Annotated in this window: 19 protein-coding genes and 1 pseudogene; 5 read left to right on the top strand and 15 right to left on the bottom strand. The window is 61.8% G+C overall.

Annotation, left to right across the window (positions count from 1 at the left end):
* Position 1: 1 nt before the first annotated feature.
* The 4 genes from ptsP to treP form a co-directional block, all read right to left on the bottom strand.
* Entirely contained in the window at positions 2-2,539 is a 2,538-nt protein-coding gene (gene ptsP / locus M5B96_RS13190; protein ID WP_248797121.1) for a phosphoenolpyruvate--protein phosphotransferase, read from the bottom strand.
* A gap of 63 nt (positions 2,540-2,602) precedes the next feature.
* Positions 2,603-3,826 (bottom strand): maltoporin, encoded by a 1,224-nt coding sequence (locus tag M5B96_RS13185; protein ID WP_248797120.1) that lies wholly within the window; start codon positions 3,824-3,826, stop codon positions 2,603-2,605.
* A 100-nt stretch (positions 3,827-3,926) separates the two neighbouring features.
* Positions 3,927-5,576 carry an alpha,alpha-phosphotrehalase gene (gene treC / locus M5B96_RS13180; protein ID WP_248797119.1) on the bottom strand — a complete coding sequence of 550 codons (1,650 nt, stop codon included), beginning with the start codon at positions 5,574-5,576 and terminating at the stop codon, positions 3,927-3,929.
* Between the two features lie 82 nt (positions 5,577-5,658).
* On the bottom strand, positions 5,659-7,101 hold the full coding sequence (gene treP / locus M5B96_RS13175; protein ID WP_248797118.1) for a PTS system trehalose-specific EIIBC component: 1,443 nt from the start codon (positions 7,099-7,101) through the stop codon (positions 5,659-5,661).
* A gap of 225 nt (positions 7,102-7,326) precedes the next feature.
* Between treP and treR the strand changes: the two genes are divergently transcribed.
* Positions 7,327-8,031 (top strand): trehalose operon repressor, encoded by a 705-nt coding sequence (treR, locus tag M5B96_RS13170; RefSeq protein WP_248797117.1) that lies wholly within the window; start codon positions 7,327-7,329, stop codon positions 8,029-8,031.
* Between the two features lie 19 nt (positions 8,032-8,050).
* Here treR and M5B96_RS13165 read toward each other — a convergent pair whose 3' ends face one another.
* The 6 genes and pseudogenes from M5B96_RS13165 to M5B96_RS13140 all read right to left on the bottom strand — a co-directional run bounded on the left by M5B96_RS13165 (position 8,051) and on the right by M5B96_RS13140 (position 13,731).
* Positions 8,051-8,569, bottom strand: coding sequence for a helix-turn-helix transcriptional regulator (locus M5B96_RS13165; RefSeq protein WP_248797116.1), 519 nt, complete (start codon positions 8,567-8,569; stop codon positions 8,051-8,053).
* A 4-nt stretch (positions 8,570-8,573) separates the two neighbouring features.
* Positions 8,574-8,857: pseudogene (locus M5B96_RS13160) on the bottom strand (hypothetical protein).
* Between the two features lie 268 nt (positions 8,858-9,125).
* Positions 9,126-10,703: a glutamine-hydrolyzing GMP synthase gene (gene guaA / locus M5B96_RS13155; RefSeq protein WP_248797115.1), complete on the bottom strand. Its 1,578-nt coding sequence runs from the start codon at positions 10,701-10,703 to the stop codon at positions 9,126-9,128.
* A gap of 105 nt (positions 10,704-10,808) precedes the next feature.
* On the bottom strand, positions 10,809-12,278 hold the full coding sequence (gene guaB, locus M5B96_RS13150; protein WP_248797114.1) for an IMP dehydrogenase: 1,470 nt from the start codon (positions 12,276-12,278) through the stop codon (positions 10,809-10,811).
* Positions 12,279-12,360: 82 nt separating this feature from the next.
* Positions 12,361-12,909 (bottom strand): sugar ABC transporter ATPase, encoded by a 549-nt coding sequence (locus tag M5B96_RS13145; protein WP_103498528.1) that lies wholly within the window; start codon positions 12,907-12,909, stop codon positions 12,361-12,363.
* Positions 12,910-12,963: 54 nt separating this feature from the next.
* Positions 12,964-13,731 carry a sulfite exporter TauE/SafE family protein gene (locus M5B96_RS13140; protein WP_248797113.1) on the bottom strand — a complete coding sequence of 256 codons (768 nt, stop codon included), beginning with the start codon at positions 13,729-13,731 and terminating at the stop codon, positions 12,964-12,966.
* Positions 13,732-13,831: 100 nt separating this feature from the next.
* Between M5B96_RS13140 and M5B96_RS13135 the strand changes: the two genes are divergently transcribed.
* From M5B96_RS13135 to leuA, 4 genes are all read left to right on the top strand, one after another.
* On the top strand, positions 13,832-14,731 hold the full coding sequence (locus M5B96_RS13135; protein WP_248797112.1) for a LysR family transcriptional regulator: 900 nt from the start codon (positions 13,832-13,834) through the stop codon (positions 14,729-14,731).
* 187 nt (positions 14,732-14,918) lie between these two features.
* Positions 14,919-16,298: an exodeoxyribonuclease VII large subunit gene (xseA, locus tag M5B96_RS13130; RefSeq protein WP_248797111.1), complete on the top strand. Its 1,380-nt coding sequence runs from the start codon at positions 14,919-14,921 to the stop codon at positions 16,296-16,298.
* 19 nt (positions 16,299-16,317) lie between these two features.
* Positions 16,318-17,139, top strand: coding sequence for a peptidoglycan DD-metalloendopeptidase family protein (locus tag M5B96_RS13125; protein ID WP_248797110.1), 822 nt, complete (start codon positions 16,318-16,320; stop codon positions 17,137-17,139).
* Between the two features lie 453 nt (positions 17,140-17,592).
* Positions 17,593-19,275 (top strand): 2-isopropylmalate synthase, encoded by a 1,683-nt coding sequence (leuA, locus tag M5B96_RS13120; protein ID WP_248797109.1) that lies wholly within the window; start codon positions 17,593-17,595, stop codon positions 19,273-19,275.
* Positions 19,276-19,380: 105 nt separating this feature from the next.
* Here the strand turns inward: leuA and M5B96_RS13115 are convergent, their stop codons facing one another.
* The 5 genes from M5B96_RS13115 to M5B96_RS13095 form a co-directional block, all read right to left on the bottom strand.
* Positions 19,381-20,175 carry an amidohydrolase gene (locus M5B96_RS13115; RefSeq protein ID WP_248797108.1) on the bottom strand — a complete coding sequence of 265 codons (795 nt, stop codon included), beginning with the start codon at positions 20,173-20,175 and terminating at the stop codon, positions 19,381-19,383.
* Complete coding sequence (locus M5B96_RS13110) at positions 20,163-21,311, bottom strand: pyridoxal phosphate-dependent aminotransferase (protein WP_248797107.1); 1,149 nt, start codon at positions 21,309-21,311, stop codon at positions 20,163-20,165. Before M5B96_RS13110 ends, M5B96_RS13115 begins: the two co-directional genes overlap by 13 nt.
* Before the next feature lie 112 nt (positions 21,312-21,423).
* Positions 21,424-22,899, bottom strand: coding sequence for a ribosome biogenesis GTPase Der (gene der, locus M5B96_RS13105; RefSeq protein ID WP_248797106.1), 1,476 nt, complete (start codon positions 22,897-22,899; stop codon positions 21,424-21,426).
* A gap of 281 nt (positions 22,900-23,180) precedes the next feature.
* Entirely contained in the window at positions 23,181-24,332 is a 1,152-nt protein-coding gene (gene bamB, locus M5B96_RS13100; RefSeq protein ID WP_248797105.1) for an outer membrane protein assembly factor BamB, read from the bottom strand.
* Positions 24,325-24,966: a tetratricopeptide repeat protein gene (locus M5B96_RS13095; protein WP_248797104.1), complete on the bottom strand. Its 642-nt coding sequence runs from the start codon at positions 24,964-24,966 to the stop codon at positions 24,325-24,327. The genes bamB and M5B96_RS13095 overlap by 8 nt, the downstream gene beginning before the upstream one ends.
* Positions 24,967-25,006: the final 40 nt, after the last annotated feature.

The following is a 25,006-nucleotide window of genomic DNA, read 5'->3' as shown; positions in this document are numbered from 1 at the left end:
TTCAGTTCTCCAGGACCCGCGGCTGCAGCGCCGTGGTGTGTTGATGAGCGAGCAAGGCTTCACGCACCTGCCCGGCGTTTTCCAAGCCAAGAATCCGTTGCGCCAGCAGCTGGCACTCGGTCAACTCGACCTCGCGCACCGCGGCCTTGATCGCCGGAATCAGCGGCACGCTGACCGACAGTTCGTCCACGCCCAGGCCCAGCAGCACCGGCACCGCCAGCGCCTCGGAGGCCAGCGCGCCACACACGCTGACCGGCTTGCCATGGGCATGGGCGGCTTTCACGGTGGTGGCGATCAAGCGCAATACCGCCGGGTGCAGGCTGTCGGCCTGGCTCGCCAGTTGCGGGTGGTCGCGGTCCATGGCCAGGGTGTACTGGGTCAGGTCATTGGTGCCGATGGAAAAGAAGTCCACCTCGGGGGCGAACAGGTCGGCCATCAAGGCCGCCGCCGGCACTTCGATCATGATCCCCAGTTTCGGCAGGGCCTTGAGCCCCAGCGCCAGGGCTTCATCCTCGAGAAACTGCCGTGCCTGCCGCAACTCGGACAGTTGGGTGATCATCGGCAGCATGATGTGCAGTTGAGTCAGCCCGGCACAGGCGAGAATCCCGCGCAATTGCTGGCGCAACAGCTCCGGGCGTTGCAGGCACAGGCGAATCCCGCGCATGCCGAGGAAGGGGTTGGCTTCAGTCTCCATCGGCACGTAGGCCAGGGGCTTGTCGCCACCGACGTCGAGGGTGCGGACCACCAGGTTGCGCTGTAGCCCCAGCGCGCGGGCAATGGCCGAATAGGTCGCCGCCTGCTCCTCGACACTCGGCGCGCTCTGGCGCTCCAGATAGAGAAACTCGGAACGCAGCAGGCCGACCCCTTCGCCGCCCAGGGTCAGGGACTGCTCCACCTCTTGCAAAGAGGCGACGTTGGCGGTGACCTCGAAATGATGACCGTCACGGGTGCGCGCCGCCTCGGATGCCTGCTCCGTCTCGCGCTGGTGACGCTGGCGTTGCTCCTGGCGCTTGACCAGCAGGCGTTGCACATCCGCCTCTTCCGGCATCAGGTGCAGGCGCCCGAGGTCGGCATCGAGCAACACCTGGGTACCGGCGGGCACCTTCAGGACCTCGGCGGGCAAACCGCAGAGTGCCGGCAAACCGAATGCCCGGGCCAGGATCGCCACATGGCTGGTCGCCCCACCACCGACGGTGACGAAGCCGAGGACCCGACGGGTATCGAGTGCGGCCGTTTGCGACGGGGTCAGTTGCTCGGCAATCAGGATCGCGTCGTCCGGCATCTCGGTGACCCGCTCCTCGACCCCGAGAATCAGCCGCAGCACGCGCTGGCCGACGTCCTTCAAATCCAGCGCGCGCTCCGCCAGCAAGCTGCTGCCCAGGCGTTCGAACAGCGCGCAGGTGTCCTCGGTGACCTGGCGCCAGGCGAACGCCGCGCTTTTACCCTGGGCGAGCAGAACCCGGGCCTGCTCCAGCAGGCTCGGGTCTTCCAGCAATTCCTGATGCGCGCGGAAAATCTGCGCCTGGGCGCTGCCCTCGGTGTTGTCCCGCAGCCGCCGCAAGGCCTGGGTCGCTTCGTCCAGAGCCCGTTCGAGCGATGCGCGCTCATGGGGCTCGTCGGAACCGAATTCCGGAACTTCCAGCCGCTGTTCGGCCACCTGCACCACCCGACCGAACGCCGAACCCGGCGAAGCACAAACGCCGCGCAACAGGGTCGGCGAAGACGCCTCGACCACCACGGGAATATCGATCACCGCCGCAGGCTCGACCGACTCACCACACCCCTCGGCCAGCAAGGCCGCCAGCGCGTCGATGGCGGCCTGGGCATCCTCGCCCACCGCACTGACCTGCAACACATCGCCACGCACCGTCTGCAAGGCCATGATCGCCACCAGGGACTTGGCATTCGCGCTGTCCTGGCGCCGATGCACCACGATGCTCGCGGCAAAACCCTTGGCCGCCTGGGCCAGCACCGCCGCCGGGCGGGCGTGCAGGCCGTTGGCGTTGGGCAAGGTCACGGGGCTTGAGAACAACGCCTCGCCTTCCTCTTCCACCACCGGGCCCGCCGATGCGCCGTTGTGCTTGATCCGCAACAGTGGAGCGCCGCTTTCAATCAAACCACTGGCCGGTGCCAGCCGGGCAAATGTCTCGCCACTGACCACCAACACCAGGGTCAGCAGGCTGCGGGCGTGCAAGGCGATGTAGTCGACATCGAACTCGATCAACGCCTGTCCGGCCGTCACCCGCTCACCTTCGCGGACCAGGGCGGTGAAGCCCTTGCCCTGAAGCTGCACGGTGTCCAGGCCGATATGCATCAGCACCTGCACACCCTGGTCATCGGTAATGCTGATGGCATGGCCGCTGGCCTGGACATTGCTCACCACCCCGGCCAACGGTGCGCAGAGCACCGAAGACGTCGGGTCGATGCACAGGCCGTCGCCGATCATGCGACTGGAGAACACCGGATCAGGCACCTGATCCAGTTCGATCAGCACCCCGGACAGGGGCGCGAGCAGTTCCAGGGAAGGGGTTGCGGTCATGACATCACCTTTATCATTGTTCTTTGAAGCGCCGGCGCGGCGAAGGCCACGCCAGCATAGGACTTATTCCCACCAATACTCGACCTGCACACCGAAATTGGAGCCATGCAGCGCGCTGCCGAAACTACCGGTATCGGACAACGCCGACCCCGCATCGAACTGATTGGCCGCACGCTGGGCCGCCGCGTTCCAACTGGCATAGGTGTAGTAGAGGCGTATCTCGGGCCGAGTCCAGAAATCCGGACCTCTGGGTGACCAGGTAGGGGCGAAGGTAAACTTGCTGAGTTTGCGGGTGCCGCCCGGCGCCTCGATCTGGTCATGGCCCAGTTCGGTCACCAACTTGAACTGCTCGGTAATGGCGTAGGTCGGACGTACCCCCAGGGAGATCCAGTTCTGGCCCTGGCCGTCGGGACGAATATCCTTCTGGTACACGGCCTCGATCTGCCCGCCGAATTGTCGGGTGATCTGCCAGTCGAAAAACTCGACCGCGCGGTAGCTCTTGTTGCTGGTGTCCAGGGTCGGATCGCCGGTGTAGCCCAGCCCGGTACCCGGTCCCTCGCCGTATTGCAGGGCGAACTTGTTCTTGCCGCCGAGGAAGTTCTTCTGCACATGCTGCGCGGTGATGGCCCAACCCTGATGGGTGTCGCGGCGATTCGGTGCATCGAGGTAACTGGCACCGAGCTCCACTTCGCCATCGGTATTGCTCTTGAAGCCGGCGACGTTGAAGTCGTGACGATTGATATAGTCCTTCTGGTACAGGTTGTCCTTGCGCGAGAAGGCATAGCTGTATTTCAGGTCGCCGATCTTCACATTCTCGATACCACCGCCCGTGGCGCTCTGGTTCCAGTAGTAGAAGTCGGAGATATGGATGTCGTTACGCTTGTAGTAACGCCGCCCGGCCCACACCGAGCCGCCATTGAGCGAGGGCAGGTTCGACCACTTGGCGAACATCTGCGGCATCCGCACCGTGCCGTTGTCACCGTCGAAACTGGGATTGTGATCGTACTTGTTGTACAGCGACGCCATCCCGTCGACGCTGACCACCGACCCGTCATCGAGTTTCAGCACGTCCTGGCGCAACTCAAGTTCCCCGTACTGTTCACACTCGTTACCCAGGCGATACTTGGATTGCGCACCAGGCAAATGGAAACAGCTTTGCGAGCCGCCGCCGGTCGAACCGCCCAGGCCGCTACGCAAGTAACCGGCGAACTCCAGGGCCTGGGCCGAGAAGGGCAACCCCAGGCATACGCAAGACACCACAAGACCGCGATTTATTGTTGTTTTCATTGGCTCCCCCATTATTTTTATTGTGTAGTGCTTGTTGATTATCGGGCGCGGCTCTCCCGCGCACGATTTGATGCGAACGGCATTTAATGAATGAAACGTCTTACTTTTCTGACAGGTGCAATACAAAAGATTCGTAAGGTTTCAGCGACAGATATCGGCTACGCGGCATATCGTCGATGTAGTTGCCGATCACCAGACGCTGGCTCTGGCCGTCGATGAAAACGCCTTCGGGCAACGCCACTTCGCAAGGCTCGGCATAGAAGTTGTTCACCACCAACAGTCGCTCGCCCTGCCCTTCCCGCACATAGGCCCAGACCCGTGGATGATCGGGCAACAACTGGCGGTAGACGCCGTCCACCATCAGCGCTTCGCTGCGCCGTAAACCGACCAGGGCGCGGTAGTGATGCAGCACCGAGCCGGCATCGTCGAACTGCTTGTCGACGTTGATCCAGGCCGCATTCGGCGGCACATCGATCCAGGGTTGGGCAGTGCTGAAACCGGCATTCGGCTGTGCATTCCATTGCATCGGCGTGCGACTGTTGTCGCGGGATTTCTGCATGATCGCCGCCATGCTCCGGGCTTCGGACTCGCCGGCCTCGCGCTTGAGCCGGTAGATGTTGAGGGTCTCGACATCGCGGTACTGCTCGATGGACTCGAAACCCGGATTGGTCATGCCCAGCTCTTCGCCTTGATAGATGTACGGCGTGCCCTGGAGGAAATGCAACGCGGTGGCGAGCATCTTCGCCGACACGTCCCGGTATTCACCGTCATGACCGAAGCGCGAGACCACCCGCGGCTGGTCGTGGTTACACCAGAACAGCGCATTCCAGCCACCACCGGCCTGCATGCCGGTCTGCCAGTCGGAGAGGATGCGCTTGAGTTCGAGGAAATCGAAATCGGCGCGAACCCATTTTTCCATGTTCGGATAATCGACCTTCAGGTGATGGAAATTGAAGGTCATCGACAGCTCGCGGGACTGCGGATGCGAATAGCGGATGCAGTGCGCAAGGCTGGTGGAGGACATTTCGCCGACGTTGATCAGGTCATGGCCTTCGAAGACTTCGCGATGCATTTCCTGCAGGTAGTCATGCACGTTCGGACCGTCGGTGTAGAAGCGACGGCCGTCGCTGGCATCCTCGGGGAAGTCGGCGGGCTTGGAGATCAGGTTGATCACGTCCAGGCGGAAACCGCCGACGCCCTTGTCGCGCCAGAAGCGCATCATCTTGAACACTTCCTGGCGCACCTGGGGATTGTCCCAGTTCAGGTCGGCCTGGGTGTGGTCGAACAGGTGCAGGTAATACTGTCCGGTCTGGGCTTCGTACTCCCAGGCATTGCCGCCGAACTTCGACTCCCAGTTGTTCGGCTGGTCGCGCCAGATGTAGAAGTCCCGGTACGGGTTGTCGAGGCTGCTGCGGGCCTGGCGGAACCATTCGTGCTCGATGGAGGTGTGGTTGACCACGATATCGAGCATCAGCGTTATGCCACGCTTGCCGGCTTCGGCGATCAGCAGGTCGCAGTCGGCCATGGTCCCGTAGCTCGGGTCGATGGCGTAGTAGTCGCTGATGTCGTAGCCGTTGTCACGCTGCGGCGAACGCAGGAACGGCGTGATCCACAGGCAATCGACGCCCAGCCACTTGAGGTAGTCGAGCTTGTCGACCACCCCCAGCAGATCGCCGGTGGCCTGGCCTGAGTGGCTGTAGAAACTTTTCGGATAGATCTGGTAGATCACCGAACGCTGCCAGTCTTGCATGGGGATTCCTTGGTAGTGCCAGTGGTAGCCGTGTTGTGTTTTGCGGCGCCAGCGCGAGCACCCTCGCGCTGACGCTGCCGGATCAGGCGACGCGGTAGCCGGGCCGGACGATTTTCAGGCTCAACCCGCAGGTCAGCACGAACGGCACGACCATGGCGATGACCATGCCGACGATGAACATCGGGATGTATTGCGGAATGATCGAGATGAAGCCCGGCAAGCCGCCGACGCCGATGGCCGAGGCCTGGATCTTGTTCAGCGAGAGGAAGATGCTGCCCAGCGCCGAACCGATCAGCGCGGCATAGAACGGAAACTTGTAACGCAGGTTGACGCCGAACATCGCAGGCTCAGTGATGCCGAAGTAGGCGGAAATCGCCGAGGTCGACGCCATGCTGCGGTCCCGCGCATTGCGGCTCATGTAGAACACCGCCAGTGCCGCGCTGCCCTGGGCCAGGTTGGACATGACGATCATCGGCCAGATAAAGGTGCCGCCCTGGGTAGCGATCAGTTGCAGGTCCACCGCGAGGAACATGTGGTGCATGCCGGTGATCACCAAGGGCGCATAGAGCAGGCCGAAGATCGCGCCGCCCAGCGCCGGCGCCACGTTGAACAGCATGACCACACCTTCGGTGATCAGGATACCCAGGTGACGGGTCACCGGACCGATGACCGCCAGGGCCAGCACGCCAGTGACAACGATGGTGGTAATAGGCACCACCAGCAACTGGATGGCATTCGGCACCCGCGCCCGCAGCCATTTCTCGATGACGCTCATGACATAGGCGGCCATCAGGATCGGCAGGATCTGCCCCTGGTAGCCGACCTTCTCAATCCGGAACCAGCCGAAGATATCGAAGTACGGCAGGCTCTGGCCGTCCAGGCCGGCGACCGCCTTGCCGTAGTTCCAGGCATTGAGCAGGTCGGGGTGCACCAGCATCAGGCCGAGCACGATGCCGAGGATTTCACTGCCGCCAAAACGCTTGGCCGCCGACCAGCCCACCAGGGCCGGAAGGAACACGAAGGAAGTGTTGGCCATCAGGTTGATCAGGCTCCACACGCCGTCCAGCGACGGATAGGCCTCGAGCAAGGTCTTGCCGTCGATGAACATGCCCTTGGCGCCCATGAGGTTGTTCACCCCCATCAGCAGGCCGGCAATGATCAGCGCCGGCAGGATCGGCATGAACACATCGGAGAACACCCGCACCAGACGCTGTACCGCGTTGATCTTGTCGGCGCTCTTCTGCTTGACGTCGGCGATGGTCGAGGCGGCCAGCCCGGTGATTTCGCGCAGGGCGGCGTAGACACGCTCAACCTCCCCCGGACCGATGACGATCTGGAACAAACCGCCGGTAAAGAAAGTGCCTTTCACCAGGTCGATATTGGCCAGCGCGGCCTTGTCGACCAGGCTCGGGTCCTTGAGGGCCAGGCGCAGACGGGTGACACAGTGAGCGGCCTGCTCGAGGTTTTCAGCGCCACCGAGGCCTTGCAGCAGCTCGCGGGCGATATTCGGATAGTCGTGGCTCATGCTTTTCTTCCACTGTTTCTTGTTATTGGAGGGTGTTGGCAGCACACAGGAATGAAAAATACTCGTCTGTACGAGTTAAAGCAACAACTCGTACAGACGAGTTTGAGGGTTATCGGTAAAAGATCCGACAAATGGACAAAATTTCGACCTGCCCTTAAGGTTCAGGATCCCAGACATCGCGTCGGCTACCCTGTTGGCGAGTACTTTCGATCCAGAGCGACCAGCATGAGCAAATACAACCAGATCTACAGTGATCTGCTTGCCAGCATTACCACAGAGCAATTGGAAAAAGGCGCCCGGTTGCCGTCGGAAACCGAGCTGATGGACAGCTACCAGGCCAGCCGCGGCACCGTGCGCAAGGCCATCGAGCAATTGCAGGAGCGCGGTTTCGCGCAGAAGATCCATGGCAAGGGCACCTTCGTGCTGTCCCGCAGCCCGATCGAGTTTCAATTGGGCGGCATCGTCAGCTTCCAGGAAGCCCACTCCAGCCTTGGCAGCAATATCGGCACCGAAGTGGTGGAGTTCAGCGAGATCCCCCTTGAGGGCTCGCTCCAGGAGCGCCTGGATGCCGAGCCGGGCAGCCCGGTGATTCGCATCAAGCGGGTGCGGCGCATCGACGGCAAGCGGATCATCCTCGACATCAACTATTTCGTCGCCGACCGGATCCCCGGCCTGACCCGGGAGATCGCCGAACAGTCGATCTATGCCTATATCGAGAAAACCCTGCAACTGAGCATCAGCTTTGCCCAGCGCACCATCGAGGCGGCCCGCTGCAGCCGCGACGACCTGCTGCACCTGGATCTGGACGGGGCCAGCCATGTGATCGTGGTGAAGAACCAGACGTTCCTGCAGGATGGTCGGCAATTCGAATACACCGAGTCGCGGCACACCCTGGACAAGTTCTACTTTTCGGATGTGGCAAGGCGCTGAGCCGCTGGCACCAGCCGACTCACAGCACCAGCGCCAGCCACTCGGGATTGACCACGCCGAGCTTGCTGGTGGCTTTCGTGAGATTGATATCCTGGGCAGCCTGCGCGGTTTCAATCATTCGGGGCTCAAGGTCATAGCCGCGGCCTTCGAGCCAGCCCAGGACTTCCGCCAGGTGCCAGACGGAAGCGCTGCCTTCGTGGACCGCCAACGGGAATGACGCACCGTGCCCCAGCATGAGCTTGCGCATGTTCTGCCGCGAAACACCGACGATCTCGGCGATATCCGAAAGGCCGACCAGATCAGGTACAACTTCGATAAGGCGAGCATCGGGGATGGCGCGCTTGACGTCCTGCAAGGCACTGAGCAATGCCTGGGCGGCGCTGTCGGCATCCCGGGAGAACTTCAGCGCCAGCCTTCCAGGGATTCCGCAGCCGATCAGCGAATCATCGCAACCGCACTCGAACAAGCGCTCAATCAATACATCCGGATCGTTGTTCTGCTCCGATAGCTGGTACCTCAGGGTGAATTCATACTCCATGGTTCTACTCCTTGGGAGAAGCGATCAGGGGATCGCCGTTAGCGTGGTTGATGACACAATCATCAACCACCCGCTGCAAATTGCGGGCATGACTGATCAGGTCTCGCGGCGTACTCCATATGCTGGTGATACAGTGATCCTGGCAACGGCACAGCCCACAGTTAAGCGGGCAGTACATCCTGCCCCAGGCATGCGAACCACCGACTTTGATTCGCCAGCCAAATTAAATTCCTCTGCATGACGCAGTACGCTCTCGATCTCCTTGATCGGGTGTCTTGTTCTAGCCATCCATAGCCTCCAGTCTTGCGCCATGCGCAAAGGTTGTCAATCGACAACCAATTCCGTTTATTTACGAAAAATGACTCGATCAGCACCTCGATCCGGTGCTGGCTTATTGAGTGTAGGGAGACAAAAAACCTCGGTAGATCAATGTGTTTTCGGGGTATTTCGAGGGTAGGTGAGGTAACTTTTCCTAGGATCTGAAACGACAAAGGCGGTCGATACCGAGGTATCGACCGCCTTTGCTTCAACGCTTGAGGCTTACATCACGCGGGAATCATTCCCACTCGATCGTCGCCGGCGGCTTGCTCGACACGTCGTAGGTGACGCGGGAGATGCCTTCGATCTCGTTGATGATCCGGCCGCTGACGGTTTCCAGCAGCTCGTACGGCAGGTGCGCCCAACGGGCGGTCATGAAGTCGATGGTTTCCACCGCACGCAGGGCCACGACCCAGGCGTAACGCCGGCCGTCACCGACCACACCGACCGATTTCACCGGCTGGAACACCACGAACGCCTGGCTGACCTTGTGATACCAGTCGGCCTTGCGCAGTTCTTCGATGAAGATATGGTCGGCGCGCCGCAGCAGGTCGGCGTATTCCTTCTTCACTTCACCGAGGATCCGCACACCCAGGCCCGGGCCCGGGAACGGGTGACGGTAGACCATGTCGTACGGCAGGCCGAGTTCCAGGCCAAGACGACGGACCTCGTCCTTGAACAGCTCACGCAGCGGCTCGACCAGCTTGAGGTTCATCTCTTCCGGCAGGCCACCGACGTTGTGGTGGGACTTGATCACATGGGCCTTGCCGCTTTTCGCGCCAGCCGACTCGATCACGTCCGGGTAGATGGTGCCCTGGGCCAGGTACTTGATGTTGTCCAGCTTGCACGACTCGGCATCGAACACGTCGATAAAGGTGCGGCCGATGATCTTGCGCTTCTTCTCTGGATCGGACTCGCCAGCCAGGTTGTTCAGGAACTGATCCTCGGCGTTGGCGCGGATCACCTTGACGCCCATGTTCTCGGCGAACATGGCCATCACTTGCTCGCCTTCGTGCAAGCGCAGCAGACCGTTGTCGACGAAGACGCAGGTCAGTTGGTCGCCGATGGCCTTGTGCAGCAGTGCCGCAACCACCGAGGAGTCCACACCGCCGGACAGGCCCAGGAGGACGTTGTCGGTGCCGACCTGGGCACGGATGTTGGCGATGGCGTCTTCAGCGATCTTCGACGGCGTCCACAGTGCTTCGCAGCCGCAGATGTCGAGGATGAAACGCGACAGGATCCGACCGCCCTGCTTGGTGTGGGTCACTTCCGGGTGGAACTGCACGCCGTAGTAACGCAGGTCGTCGTTGAACATGCCGGCAATCGGGCAGCTCGGGGTGCTGGCCAGGACATGGAAGTCGGCCGGCATCCGGGTGACCTTGTCACCGTGGCTCATCCAGACGTCGAGGCCGAACAGGCCGTCGGCGTCGACGTGGTCTTCGATGCCATCCAGCAGGCGGCTCTTGCCGACCACATCGACACGGGCGTAACCGAACTCACGCAACTCGGAACCTTCGACCTTGCCACCCAACTGCTCGGCCATGGTCTGCATGCCGTAGCAGATACCGAAGACTGGAACCCCCAGGTCAAACACGGCTTGCGGGCAGCGCGGGCTGTCGGCTTCGTGCACGGACTCGGGACCGCCGGCGAGGATGACGCCTTTGGGAGCGAATTCGCGAATCGCTTCATCGTCCATGTCGAACGGATGCAGTTCGCAGTACACGCCGATTTCACGCACGCGGCGGGCAATCAGCTGGGTGTACTGGGAACCGAAGTCGAGGATCAGGATGCGGTGGGCGTGAATGTCGAGGGCCATGAGTCATTCTCGTCTGTGAAATCAGAAACAACACGGGGCTGTCATCAACAGCCCCGGTTCAAATTCGTCAATCGCCTCCCGACCTCGGCCAGGAGGCGATCACTATCAACCTACGCGATAGTTTGGAGCTTCCTTGGTGATCTGCACGTCGTGAACGTGAGATTCAGCCATGCCGGCACCGGTGATACGCACGAATTCAGGCTTGGTGCGCATTTCTTCGATGTCGGCACTGCCGGTGTAGCCCATCGAGGAACGCAGGCCGCCCATCAGTTGATGGACGATGGCGGTCAGGCTGCCCTTGTAGGGTACGCGCCCTTCGATGCCTTCCGGTACCAGCTTCTCGGCACCCGCGGAGGAGTCCTGGAAGTAGCGGTCGGAGGAACCCTGGGACTGCGACATCGCACCCAGCGAGCCCATGCCGCGGTAAGCCTTGTAGGAACGGCCCTGGAACAGTTCGATTTCGCCTGGTGCTTCTTCGGTACCGGCGAACATCGAGCCCATCATCACGCAGGAAGCACCGGCGACGATGGCCTTGGACAGGTCACCGGAGAAACGGATACCGCCGTCGGCGATCAGAGGCACACCGGTACCTTCAAGGGCGGCGGCGACGTTGGCGATGGCGCTGATTTGCGGCACACCGACACCGGCGACGATCCGGGTGGTGCAGATCGAGCCCGGGCCGATACCGACCTTGACCGCATCCGCGCCCGCTTCGGCCAGGGCCTTGGCGGCGGCGCCGGTGGCGATGTTGCCGCCGATCACCTGGACTTCAGGGAAGTTCTGCTTGACCCAGCGCACGCGGTCGATCACACCCTTGGAGTGACCGTGGGCGGTGTCGACCACCACCACGTCGACACCGGCATTGACCAGCGCGGCAACGCGATCAGCGGTGTCCTTGCCGGTACCGACCGCGGCGCCGACACGCAGACGACCTTGGTCGTCCTTGCTGGCCAGCGGGTAGGCCTTGGACTTTTCGATGTCCTTGACGGTCATCATGCCCTTGAGGGCGAACTTGTCGTCGACGATCAGGACTTTTTCCAGACGGTGCTTGTGCAGCAACTCGCGGACTTCGTTCTTGTTGGCGCCTTCGCGGACAGTGACCAGGCGCTCTTTCGGCGTCATCACTTCACGAACCGGGACATCCATGCGGGTTTCGAAACGCACGTCACGGGAGGTGACGATACCGACCAGGTCGCCGTCATGCAGCACCGGCACGCCGGAGATGTTGTGCATGCGGGTCAGTTCGAGCAGCTCACGCACCGTGGCATCGGCCTCGATGGTGATCGGGTCCTTGACCACGCCGGCTTCGAACTTCTTGACCTTGCGCACTTCGGCAGCTTGCTGCTCGATGGTCATGTTCTTGTGGATGATACCGATACCGCCTTCCTGGGCCATGGCAATGGCCAGACGGGCTTCGGTCACGGTATCCATGGCGGCGGAAACCAGCGGAATATTCAGCTCGATGCCACGGGTAAGGCGGGTCTTGAGGCTGACTTCGTTAGGGAGCACCTCGGAATAACCGGGCACTAGGAGAATGTCGTCGAAGGTCAGAGCTTCTTGGCTGATACGCAGCATCGCGGGGGCTCCCGAGCGGGAAAATGGAAGCGCGCCATTATACTCAGATGGCCCCCTGGGCTCAATGTAAACCTTGGCTTATTTAAAGCTCCACTTTTACCCAGGCGACGGGCTGATCCAGCCAGTCGGCGAACTCGTCGAGAAAGCTCTGCTTGAAGCCGGCTTCAGCCCAGTTATTGAAGATAAATCCGAGGTTGGAAAAGGCGCATTCCTGCAGGAACAGAAAACCGTTGATATCGTCTTCATGGCCGCACAGCGGGCAGATGAAGTTCTCGGTGCGCCCCGGCATCCACTCTTCGAGGCTGTCGAACAACGCCTCGCCGACTTCCTTGCGGCACTCGGCGCAGCCGGCCTCTTCGAGAAAGCCCTTGGCCGGGGTATAGATGCAGCGCTTGGTGACGATCTCCAGACCGTTGATCGGCTCATTGAACGGCAGCGCGTCGGGGTGCAGGACCACGCTGGCGGCGCCCGGGGCGATGGCATGGGCCATGCGGTTGCCGGTGCGACCGCAGGTGCTCAGTTGCTCCTCGATGATGTTCTTGCGCACCAGCCAGCGCACGACGGCCCGGGCCCGGGGTTCATGGACCGGCAAGGTGGAAATCTTCGGGACGATGATGCTTTGCGAATTCATGGGGACGGCCTGGAGCGTTTGCGACCCGGCAGCTTAATCCCTGAAACCCCGAGGTCAAGTGCTGAAGTAACGGGTGATCAGGGCAATTCCACTGGCCAGCACCAACCAGGTCACCAGGCGCACGAAGGCCTCACGCGATAGCCGGCGGGTCAAACGCCTGCCGATCCAGAGACCCAGCGCCATTGCCGGCAGCAAACAGACCGCCAACATCAATAAGGGTAGCTCGGCATAGACCCCGGCGATCACGAATAGCGACAGACGCACCACCGTGCTGCAACTGATCAACGCACTTTGGGTGGCGCGGGCCGCGTCCTTGGGCAAGCGGCTGTTGAGGTAGATCGCGTAAAGAAAGCCGCCGCTGCCAAACAGCGCGCCGAACATTCCGCCCACCGTGCCCATGGGCACCGCCCAACCCGCCGCCAGTTGGGTCGGTCGCGCCTTGACCAACAGGCTGTAGACCGCATAGGCGCTGATAAACAAACCCATCAGCAGCAACAGGATGTCGGACTTGAGATTCAACAGGAAGATCACCCCCAGGGTGCAGCCCACCGCCATGCACGGCAACAACCGCAGCAACTCGGGTTTGGCGACATCCTTGCGCGACGGCAACAGATTGCCGAAGGCCGCGATGAAATCCAGCAGCACCAGCAGGGGCACGATCTTCGACAGGGGCATAAACAGGATCAGGATCGGCCCCGCCACCAGCGCCGTGCCGAAACCGGCCACGCCGAAGACGATATAGGCCAGCGCCACGCCCAACTCCACCACCAGCCAATCGGTGGCGCTGAACGGCCACTGGTCCAACAGCGTAACAAGACTCATGAAGAACACTTCCACAATGGGTTCGATTGACTTTAGCCAGTGCCGAGTCTTGCGACTAATATATTCAAAGCCCGTTATCCATCTCGAAAAGGCATGACTCGTGATTTCCACCCGCCAATTGCGCTACTTCGTCGAGATCGCCGAATCCGGTAGTTTCAGCGCCGCCGCCGAACGCCTGTTTATCGCGCAGTCGGCCTTGAGCCGGCAGATCAAGGAACTGGAAAACCATTTGCAGACGCCCTTGTTCGAACGTACGGCGCGCCAGCCAAGACTGACCGCGGCAGGCGAGGCGTTTTATCCGCGGGCAAGAAATCTGTTGAGCGAACTGAACAAGGCCAGCGAGTTGGCGACCCAGGTGGGCAAAGGACAACTGGGCACCTTGCGCCTGAGTCATTCCAGCACGGTGCCGATGAGCGGTCGATTGCTGCGGGCGATCGGTCATTTTCTGGAGCAGAGCCCCGGGGCGTCGATGGATATCGTCAAGCTCTCCTCCGAAGCCCAGCTCGAAGAACTCGCCGAGGGCCGGCTGGATATCGGCCTGTTGCGCCTTCCGGTACTGCGCCAACGCGAAGGCGTGCAGATCCTGCCGCTGTTCAGCGAGCGCCTGCTGCTGGCGGTGCCGCCGAGTCATCCGTTGGCGGGCTCGACCGGGGCTGTCGACCTGGCGGTGTTGAAGGACGAAGCCTTTATTTCCATTCCACATCCGCAACGGGGTGGCTTGAGTTATCTCTCGGCCGAGTTGTGCATGCGCCAGGGTTTCTTTCCTCGGGCGGCGCGGGTGGTGTCGCGCAAGACCACCCAGTTGCAGTTGATCCAGGCCGGATTCGGCATTGCGCTGCTGCCTGAGTCGATGCGGGAGATTGCCCCGACGAACATCCATTTCCTGGCCCTCAAGGACCCGGACTGCCAGAGCACCCTGGCCCTGGCTTGCCGCCAGGCCCCGACGCCACTGGTGGCGCAGTTTGTCGAACGCTTCGGCGAAGACCTGTTGCGCCCCTGAAAACACCGCGAAACCTGTAGGAGCGGAGCTTGTGTGGGAGCGGAGCTCGCCCGCGAAGCTTTTAGCGCCCTCACAGCCGCCTTCGCGAGCAAGCTCTGCTCCCACAATAGATTCGGGCTGCTCACAAAATCCGCGTTCGACGACATAACCTAGAGATTGCCAGTCGAATGCCTTTATCATGCCGCCCATGATTAAAGATCCCTTTTCACGCCTGGGCCTCGACCGCGAAGTCCTCACTGTCAGCCAGCTCAACGGCCGCGCCCGGGTGTTGCTCGAAGACGTGTTCAGCAATATCTGGGTCGAAGGCGAAATCTCCAACCTCGCCCGCCCGGCGTCCGGCCATATCTACTTCACCCTCAAGGACAGCGGCGCCCAGGTGCGTTGCGCACTGTTCCGGCAGAACGCCGCCCGCGTGCGCCAGGCACTGAAAGACGGCCTGGCGGTCAAGGTCCGTGGCAAGGTCTCGCTGTTCGAAGGCCGTGGCGACTACCAGCTGATTCTCGACACCGTGGAACCGGCTGGCGATGGCGCCTTGCGCCTGGCCTTCGAGGCACTGAAGGAAAAGCTCAGCGCCGAAGGCCTGTTCAGCGCCGAGCGCAAGGTCCCGCTGCCCGCGCATCCGCAACGTATCGGCATTATCAGCTCGCCCACCGGAGCGGTGATCCGCGACATCATCAGCGTGTTCCGCCGCCGCGCACCGCAGGTCGAGCTGACACTGATCCCCACCGCCGTACAGGGGCGCGAAGCCATCACGCAAATCGTCCGCGCTCTGAAGCTGGCCGATGCCAAGGGCTTCGACGCGCTGATCCTGGCCCGTGGCGGCGGTTCGCTGGAAGACCTCTGGTGCTTCAACGAAGAAGCCGTGGCCCGGGCCGTGGATGCCTGTGTCACGCCGATCGTCAGCGCCATCGGCCATGAAACCGATGTGTCCATCAGTGACTTTGTCGCCGACGTCCGCGCCCCGACCCCGTCCGCCGCCGCCGAACTGCTGGCCCCGGACGCAAGCGACCTGCAACGCCGGGTCGAGAGCCTGCATCGGCGCCTGGTGATGCGTATCCGCGACCGCCTGATGCGCGACCGCCTGCGTCTCGACGGCCTGGCCCGACGCCTGCGCCACCCCGGTGAAAGACTGCGTCAACAGGCTCAGCGCCTGGATGACCTGGATATGCGCCTGCGCCGGGCCTTCGAGCGCCAGCTCAATAGCCGCCGGGAAAAACTCATCCGCCTGGAAACCCGCCTCGCCGGACAACACCCGGGACGTCAGTTGGCCCTGCTGCGCCAACGCCTGGACAGCCTCGCCGAACGCCTGCCCCGGGCCATGCGCGAAGGCCTGAAAGCCCGGCGCCTGCAACTGCAAAGCCAGATGCAGACACTTCATGTAGTCAGTCCCCTGGCCACCCTCGGCCGAGGCTACAGTATCCTGCTGGATGAACGCGGCCAGGCGATCCGCAGTGCCGAACAGACCCACACCGGCCAGCGCCTGAAGGCGAAACTCGGCGAGGGGGAATTGCAAGTACGGGTCGAGGACAATCACCTGACACCGGTCACGCTTTCTTTACTGGACTAAAACTCAAAGGGATTAGCCCATGCTACGTGTTCTTGCTGCCCTGCTGTTGCTCGGCCTCGCCGCCAACGCCCACGCCGACAGCTATCTCACCCGCCTGCTGAACAAGCCGGTGCCCGGCGGCGTGGCCGTGGTCGATCTCGGCCCGAATGCCCAGGCGCCCAAGGCCAGCTACCAGGGCAAGCCGGTACTGGTGGTCAAGGAACAGAACAACTGGCTGGCGATTGTCGGTATTCCCCTGACGGTGAAACCGGGCAGCCAGCAGATCAGCTCGGCCGGACGCAACCTGAGTTTCAGCGTCGGCAGCAAGAAGTACCCGGAACAACACATCACCTTGAAGAACACCCGGCAGGTCAACCCGAACCCGGCCGACCTCAAGCGCATCGATGAGGAACTGGCCGTACAGATTCGCGCCTATCGCAGCTTCAGCCCCGGTACGCCAAGCAACCTGCTGCTGGACAAGCCGGTCAACGGCCCGCTGTCGAGCAAGTTCGGCGTGCGCCGCTTCTTCAATGGCGAGGAGCGCAACCCCCACGCCGGGCTGGACTTCGCGGTGCCGGCGGGCACCCCGATCAAGACCCCGGCAGCGGGCAAGGTGATCCTGATCGGCAATTACTTCTTCAACGGCAACACCGTGTTCGTCGACCACGGCCAGGGCTTTATCAGCATGTTCTGCCATATGTCGAAGATCGACGTACAGGTGGGTCAGTCCCTGGCGCGCGGTACCGTGGTGGGCAAGGTCGGCGCCACGGGGCGGGCGACCGGCCCCCATATGCACTGGAATATCAGCCTGAATGACGCGCGGGTCGATCCGGCGATCTTTATCGGCGCATTCCAGCCCTGAGCCGTCTTGCCCCTGACTCGCGCTACCGGTCGACGCGCTTCGTGCAGGAGCCGGCAAGCCGGTTCCTACAGGGTCGTATTTCAACACAAGACAGCGTCGAGCCGAGATGCCGAGATGGCGTAGTCAGCCTCGGCAAAGATTGCGCAGGTCCAAAATAGTGCGCAATTGTTCTAGACTTTCCGTGGACTCAGCAGAATAAAATCTCGCGAAAGCCGATTTTACGAGTATTCCTCTCAATTTTTTCCACAGGCTTGCCATCTTTCACCCCAGTGGTTAGGGTTGAAGACATGAAAACTTCTCACACCCTCATCCAGCGACGTCAACATCGCAGCCTCTGCCTAGTCAGCGCACGACTGCCAGGCTGAATCGCACGACCTCGCCCGCGGTTTTCTCCCTGATAACACGTTACTGGCCGGCCGCCTTTTTTCGGCCCTGACCCCAAGGAATTTTCCCATGAGCATGCTCAAAGACCCGTCTTCGAAATACCGTGCGTTCCCGACCATCGACCTCCCGGACCGCACCTGGCCGTCGAAAACCATCACCAGCGCGCCGATCTGGTGCAGCTCCGACCTGCGCGACGGCAACCAGTCGCTGATCGAGCCGATGGACGCGGTGAAAAAACTGCGTTTCTGGAAAACCCTGGTCAGCGTCGGTGTGAAGGAAATCGAAGCCTCCTTCCCGGCCGCTTCGCAAACCGACTTCGACTTCGTGCGCACCCTGATCGAAGACAACCACATCCCCGAGGACACCACCATCCAGGTGCTGACCCAGGGCCGTGAAGACCTGATCGCCCGCACCTTCGAATCGCTGCGCGGGGCGAAAAAAGCCATCGTGCACCTGTACAACGCCACCTCGCCGTCCTTCCGCCGCATTGTCTTCAACCAGGACAAGGACGGGGTCAAGGCCATCGCCGTCAACGCCGCCAAGCTGTTCGTCAAATATGCCGCGCAGCAGCCGGAAACCCAGTGGCAGTTCGAATATTCCCCGGAAACCTTCAGCGCCACCGAGCTGGAGTTCGCCAAGGAAGTCTGCGACGCGGTGATCGAAGTCTGGAATCCGACGCCCGAGCACAAGGTGATCCTCAACCTGCCGGCAACGGTCGAGTGTGCCACCCCGAACATCTACGCCGACCAGATCGAGTGGTTCGGCCGCCATATCAACCGTCGTGACAGCGTGATCATCAGCCTGCACACCCACAACGACCGTGGCACCGGCGTGGCCGCCACCGAGCTGGGCCTGATGGCCGGCGCCGACCGCGTCGAAGGCTGCCTGTTCGGCAACGGCGAGCGTACCGGTAACGTCGACCTGGTCACCGTGGCCCTGAACATGTACACCCAGGGTCTCGACCCACAGCTGGACTTCTCCGATATCGACGGCGTGCGCAAGGTCGTCGAGGAATGCAACCAGATTCCGGTGCACCCACGTCACCCGTATGTCGGCGACCTGGTGCACACCGCCTTCTCCGGTTCCCACCAGGACGCGATCCGCAAGGGCTTCGCCCAGCAGCAAGCGGACGCTCTGTGGGAAGTGCCGTACCTGCCGATCGACCCGGCCGATATCGGTCGCAGCTACGAGGCGGTGATCCGCGTCAACAGCCAGTCCGGCAAGGGCGGTATCGCCTACCTGCTGGAGCAGGAATACGGCATCAGCCTGCCACGGCGCATGCAGATCGAATTCAGCCAGGTGGTGCAGCGTGAAACCGACCGCCTTGGCCTGGAAATGACCGCGCAGCAGATCCATGCCCTGCTGCACAGCGAGTACCTGCAAGCCAACACCCCGTATGCGCTGGTCAGCCATCGCCTGCAGGAAGAAAACGGCAACAGTGCCGTGGAAGTGGAAGTGTCCGGCAAGGGCCAGGGCGAGACCAACCTGCACTGGCGCGGCAAGGGCAACGGCGCCCTGGAAGCCCTGGTGGCCGGTCTGCCAGTACCAGTAGAAATCATGGACTACAACGAGCACGCCATCGGTGCAGGGACCAACGCCAAGGCCGCGGCCTATATCGAGCTGCGGGTCAACGGCGAACGTGCGGTGCACGGTGTCGGGATCGATGAAAACATCACCACTGCCAGCTTCAAGGCGCTGTTCAGTGCACTGAACCGCTCGCTGAGCCAGGTGGATACCAGCAAGGCGGCGTAAGCCTCGGCTGCAATGAAAAGGCCCCGGTGGTGTGAACCCCGGGGCCTTTTTTCTGCGTTTGAGTCCGCCATCGCCGGCAAGCCGGCGATGAACGATAACGCGGTGTTACTGCTGCAACTCGAAGCTGTCGGCATCCAGGTAGGCCGGAAACCGCGTCCGGTAGGCCGCCAGTTCCGCAGCGCTCAAGGTGACCTGGAACACGCCATCGGCCTCCCCTGCCCCCAGCAACGATTCGCCCTGGAAATCCAGTACCTGGCTGTCGCCGGTATAGGCGAAGCCCTTGCCGTCGATACCGATCCGGTTCACCGCCGCCACATAACACAGGTTTTCAATCGCCCGCGCCGGCAACAAGCGGTTCCAGTGCAGCCGTCGTGCCCCCGGCCAGTTGGCGGTGTACAGCAGCAAGTCGGTGTCCAGGGCATCGCGGCTCCACACCGGGAAACGCAGGTCGTAGCAGATCAGCGGGCGCACCCGCCAGCCCTTGAGCTCGAACTGCATCTGCCGCTCGCCCGGGGTGTAGTGATTGTGCTCACCGGCCATGCGGAACAGGTGGCGCTTGTCATAGTGCAGCATTTCACCATCCGGCCGCGCCCACAACAGACGGTTGCGATGGCTGCCATCGGCGGCGCGGACGATCACACTGCCGGTGACCACCGCATCGAGCTTTTTCGCCTGCTTGCGCAGCCAATCGCTGGTCGGGCCATTTTCGGCTTCGGCCAGGGTCTGCGACTCCATGGAGAAACCGGTGGTGAACATCTCCGGCAGGATCACCAGGTCAGCGCCCACGGCCTGCTCCAGCAGCACATCAAAATGCTCCAGGTTGGCCTGGCGGTCATGCCAGGCCAGGGTGGTCTGCACCAACGCGACTTTCAGGTCCGGCAAGGCACTCAAATCACGCATAGTTTTGCCGCCGCTTCACGCAGCGTCTCCTCGCGCTTGGCGAAACACAGCCGCACCAGGCGCTGCCCTTCCGGCGGGTTCTGGTAGAACACCGACACCGGAATGCTCGCCACGCCATGTTCGCGGGTCATCCACACGGCCATGTCGACGTCGTTCAGGTCCGGGCGGATCTGCGAGTAGTCGACCAGCTGGAAATAGGTCCCCGCCGCCCGTTTGAAGCTGAACCGCGACTCGCCCAGCAGGTCGCAGAACAGATCGCGCTTCTCCTGATAGAACGCCGGCAGTTCCTCGACATGCTCCGGACGCATCGCCATGAAATCAGCCAACGCATACTGCAACGGCGTCACGCCGCAGAAACTGACGTACTGGTGGACCTTGCGCAGTTCGGCGGTGAGGGCCGGTGGCGCCACCACATAACCGGTTTTCCAACCAGTGACGTGGTAGGTCTTGCCGAACGAGCTGACCACGAAGGCGCGCTGATACAACGCTTCGTGGGTCAGGACGCTGGTATGGGGCACGCCGTCGAACACCAGGTGCTCGTAGACTTCATCGCTGACCAGGTAGATATCGCGGTCGGCGATCAACTTCGCCAACTGGTCCAGCTCGGCATGGGTAATCAACGCGCCGCTGGGGTTATGCGGGCTGTTGAGGATGATCATGCGGGTGCGTGGGCTCAGCGCATCGGTGAGCTTCTGCCAATCGATGGAGAAGTCTTCCAAACCGAGCTGCACATGCACGCAACGACCACCGGCCAGTTCCACCGATGGTTCGTAGCTGTCGTAGCAGGGATCAAAGACGATCACTTCGTCGCCGGGGTGGATCACCGCCTGGATCGCGCAGAAGATCGCCTGGGTCGCACCGGGGGTGATGGTGATCTCGGCGTCGGCGTTGACATGCACGCCGTAGCTGCGGGAGATCTTCGTCGCCACCTGCTGGCGCAGCGCGGGCAGCCCGGTCATGGGCGCATACTGGTTGTGGCCGCTGTTCACATGCCGGCCAACGGCATCGCGCAGGGCCTGCGGCCCCTCGAAATCAGGGAACCCCTGGGACAGGTTCAGCGCGCCGGTTTCCGCCGCGAGCGCAGACATACGGGTAAAGATGGTGGTGCCGACATTCGGCAGCTTGCTGGTGATCATGGGGTCGTTTTCCCTGCTGAACACCCGGCTCTACAGGGCACGGGGGTTTCGAGGATAACGTAAACGCCAGGCATGAAAAAGGGCGCCGAAGCGCCCGTTTTCCAGACCTGCATCAACGTTTCTTGTCGCGACGCTTTTTATCGGCCTGCTTGTGGTGCGACATCATCCGACGCTTCTTGTTGACCTGGCGGTCGGTCAGCGCGGTCTTCTTGCCTTCGTACGGGTTCTCGCCGCCCTTGAACTCGATGCGGATCGGCGTCCCCACCAACTTCAACACGCGTCGATAGGTGTTTTCCAGGTAGCGAACATAGGACTTCGGCACCTTCTCCACCTGGTTGCCGTGGATCACGATCAACGGCGGGTTGGCCCCGCCCAGGTGCGCGTAGCGCAGCTTGATCCGACGGCTGTTGACCATCGGCGGTGCGTGCTCGCTCACGGCGTCTTCGAGAATCTGGGTCAGGCGGCTGGTCGGCCAGCGGGTGACCGCCGACTTGAAGGAGTTCTGCACCGATTGATACAGGTTGCCCACGCCCGTGCCATGCAAGGCCGAGATGAAGTGAATGTCGGCGAAGTCGACGAAGAACAGCCGACGCTCCAGCTCGATCTTGACGAAATCGCGCTCGCCCGGGGTCATGCCATCCCATTTGTTCAGGGCGATCACCAAGGCGCGACCCGACTCCAGGGCAAACCCGAGCAGGTTGAGGTCGTGGTCGACCACCCCTTCGCGGGCGTCCATGACGAAGATCACGACGTTGGCGTCCTTGATCGCCTGCAAGGTTTTCACCACGGAGAATTTTTCGACTTCCTCGTGGATCTTGCCGCGCTTACGCACACCGGCGGTATCGATCAGCGTGTACTTCTCGTCGTTACGTTCGAACGGGATGTAGATACTGTCGCGGGTGGTGCCGGGCTCGTCATAGACGATGACACGGTCTTCACCGAGCATGCGGTTGACCAGGGTCGACTTGCCGACATTCGGGCGACCGATGATGGCGATCTTGATGCCATCTTTTTCGCTCGGGCCAGGAATGCGCTTGGCTTCTTCACCTTCGGCAACGTCTTCGATCTCACCGTCTTCCGGCTCGTCTTCGTCGTCTTTCGGGAAGTCGCTCAGGGCGATTTCCAGCATCTGGGTGATGCCGCGACCATGGGCGCCGGCGATCGGGATCGCGTCGCCCAGGCCCATCGGGCTGAATTCGGCGCGAGCCATATCCGGGTCGATATTGTCGACCTTGTTGGCGACCACGTAGGAACGCTTGTTACGTTTGCGCAGGTGCTCACCAATCATCTGGTCAGCGGCGGTGAAGCCGGCCTTGGCATCCACCAGGAACAGCACGACATCGGCTTCTTCAATGGCCAGCAGCGACTGCTCGGCCATTTTTTCATCCATGCCATGCTCGTCGCCGGAAATACCGCCGGTGTCGATCAGGATATAGGTGCGCCCCTGCCACTTTGCCTCACCGTATTGGCGATCACGGGTCAGACCGGACAAGTCGCCGACAATGGCGTCGCGAGTCCTGGTCAGGCGGTTGAACAGGGTGGACTTGCCGACGTTCGGTCGGCCCACCAGGGCGATTACGGGAACCATGCGGCTCTCCACTTCGTTATTTCAGAAAATACAAAAGCCGCTGCAAGGCAGCGGCTGGTGCTCGGGGCAGCACCGGGAGGTGCCGCAAACCTTGCCGGGGCAAGGCCGCTTGGGGGTACCCCCAAGCATAGTCAAACCTGTCTTTTTGCACCTGAAGTGCCTGCACCCGATCATGCTGCGTTGAAGATCAGTTCGCAATGCTCATTGACCAACGTCAACTCCGCTTGCCCACTGATCTTCGCCTTGCCTGATCTTCGCTCGGCGACTTCAGGAGCTAAAAACTACTTGATGGTCAGGGCTTCCAGTTTGCCGCTGTTGCCATACACGTAGATCATGTCGCCCACCACCAGCGGACGGGCCCGCAGGCCGTCGCTGTCGATGCGCTCGCGACCGACGAAGCGACCGTCCACCTGGCTCAGCAGGTGCAGGTAGCCTTCGAAGTCGCCCACCGCAACGTAGCTGGAGAACACTTCCGGTGCCGACAGCTGACGGCGAGCCAGGGCATCGTTGCTCCAGATCGCCGTGGTGGAACGTTCGTCGACGCCTTCAACCGTGCCGGACGCCAAGGCGACATAGACACTGCCGAAACCCTGGGCCACACCCGAGTAGCTGGAAGCATCACGCTGCCAGAGCACTCGACCGCTTTCCAGGTCCAGTGCCGCCATGCGGCCCTGGTAGCTGGCGACATACAGGCTGCCGCCGGACAACAGCAGGCCGCCGTCGATGTCGACCACGCGCTCCAGTTCCGAACGCCCTTGCGGGATGGCCACGCGGGTTTCCCACGCCGGCACGCCGTTCTGGGTATCCAGGGCGACCACTTTACCCGTCGACAGACCCGCCACCGCCAGGCGGTTGGTCACGATCGGCGCACCGGTGCCACGCAGGGTCAGGACCGCCGGGCTGCTGTCATACAACCAGCGCTGGTGACCGGTGTCGGCATCGAGGCCGATCACACGGTCATCCTGGGTCTGCACAACCACCACGTCACCGTTGGTGGCCGGCGGTGCCAGCACTTCGCTGGTGACCTGGGCGCGCCATTTCTGTTCGCCGCTGCTGGCATCCAGGGCAATCACTTCACCCTTGAGCGTCCCCATCAGCACCAGGCCATAGCCGACGCCGATCGCACCGGAAACCGGCAGCTCCAGGTCCTTCTTCCACTTCACGTCGCCGTTCATGCGGTCCATGGCGATCACTACACCGGTCGCATCGGCCGCATAAATGGTATCGCCGTCAATCGCCGGCACCAGCATGTTGTAGATCTTGCCCTGGCCGTCACCGACGGAACGGCTCCACTGCTTCTGCAGAACCACCTCTTCCTTGAAGGAAGTCAGTTCGGCCGGTGGCAGTTCTTTCTTGCTGTTGCTGCTGCAACCCGCGGCCAGAATGGCCAGAGCCAGCAATGCTGCATGTTTCCAACGGATCACGTCACGCATCCCCTTTGGCCAGGTCGTCCAGCTTGATTTGTAAGCCACCGACCGCTGCTTCATCAGACAGCGCCGCCTTGGCCTTTTGGTACGCGGCATGGGCTTCATCGGTCCGACCCAGTTGAACCAACAGGTCCCCCTTGAGTTCTTCGCGACTGGCCAGGAACGCCTTGTCAGCATCGCCGTCGAGCAGTTTCAGTGCGTCGTCGACCTTGTTCTGTGCCGCCAGCACCTGGGCCAGGCGCTGACGCGCGACTTCGCCCAGGGTGATGTTGGCCGGTTTGTCGATAATGCCTTTCAGCTCACGGGCAGCGTCGTCCAGCTTACCGGTATCGACCGCGACTTTCGCCACGAACAGGCTGCCGTATTGCGCATAGGCGCTACCGGCAAAGTCGGTATTGAGCTTGTTGGCCAGGTCCGCCACGCGCCCAGGGTCGGGCTTGCCGTCCGGCGTCAGGGTGGTTTCCAGCAATTGCTGATAGAGCACCGAGGCGCCTTGCGCCTGGTTGCTCTGGTATTTGTGCCAGGCCTGCCAGCCGAACACCACTACCAGGGCCAGCAAGCCGCCAGTGACCAGGGGTTTGCCGTTACGCTGCCACCAGTCCTTCAACTCCGCCAAGTGATCATCTTCGGTACTCGACACCCCAATACTCCTTATTCTCTAAATCGGCTGTTTTACAGCT

Source organism: Pseudomonas sp. MWU13-2105 (assembly GCF_023242315.1).
GTDB lineage: Bacteria > Pseudomonadota > Gammaproteobacteria > Pseudomonadales > Pseudomonadaceae > Aquipseudomonas.
Note: the sequence above shows the minus strand (reverse complement) of the source record. Positions and strands in the feature narration are given on the sequence as shown.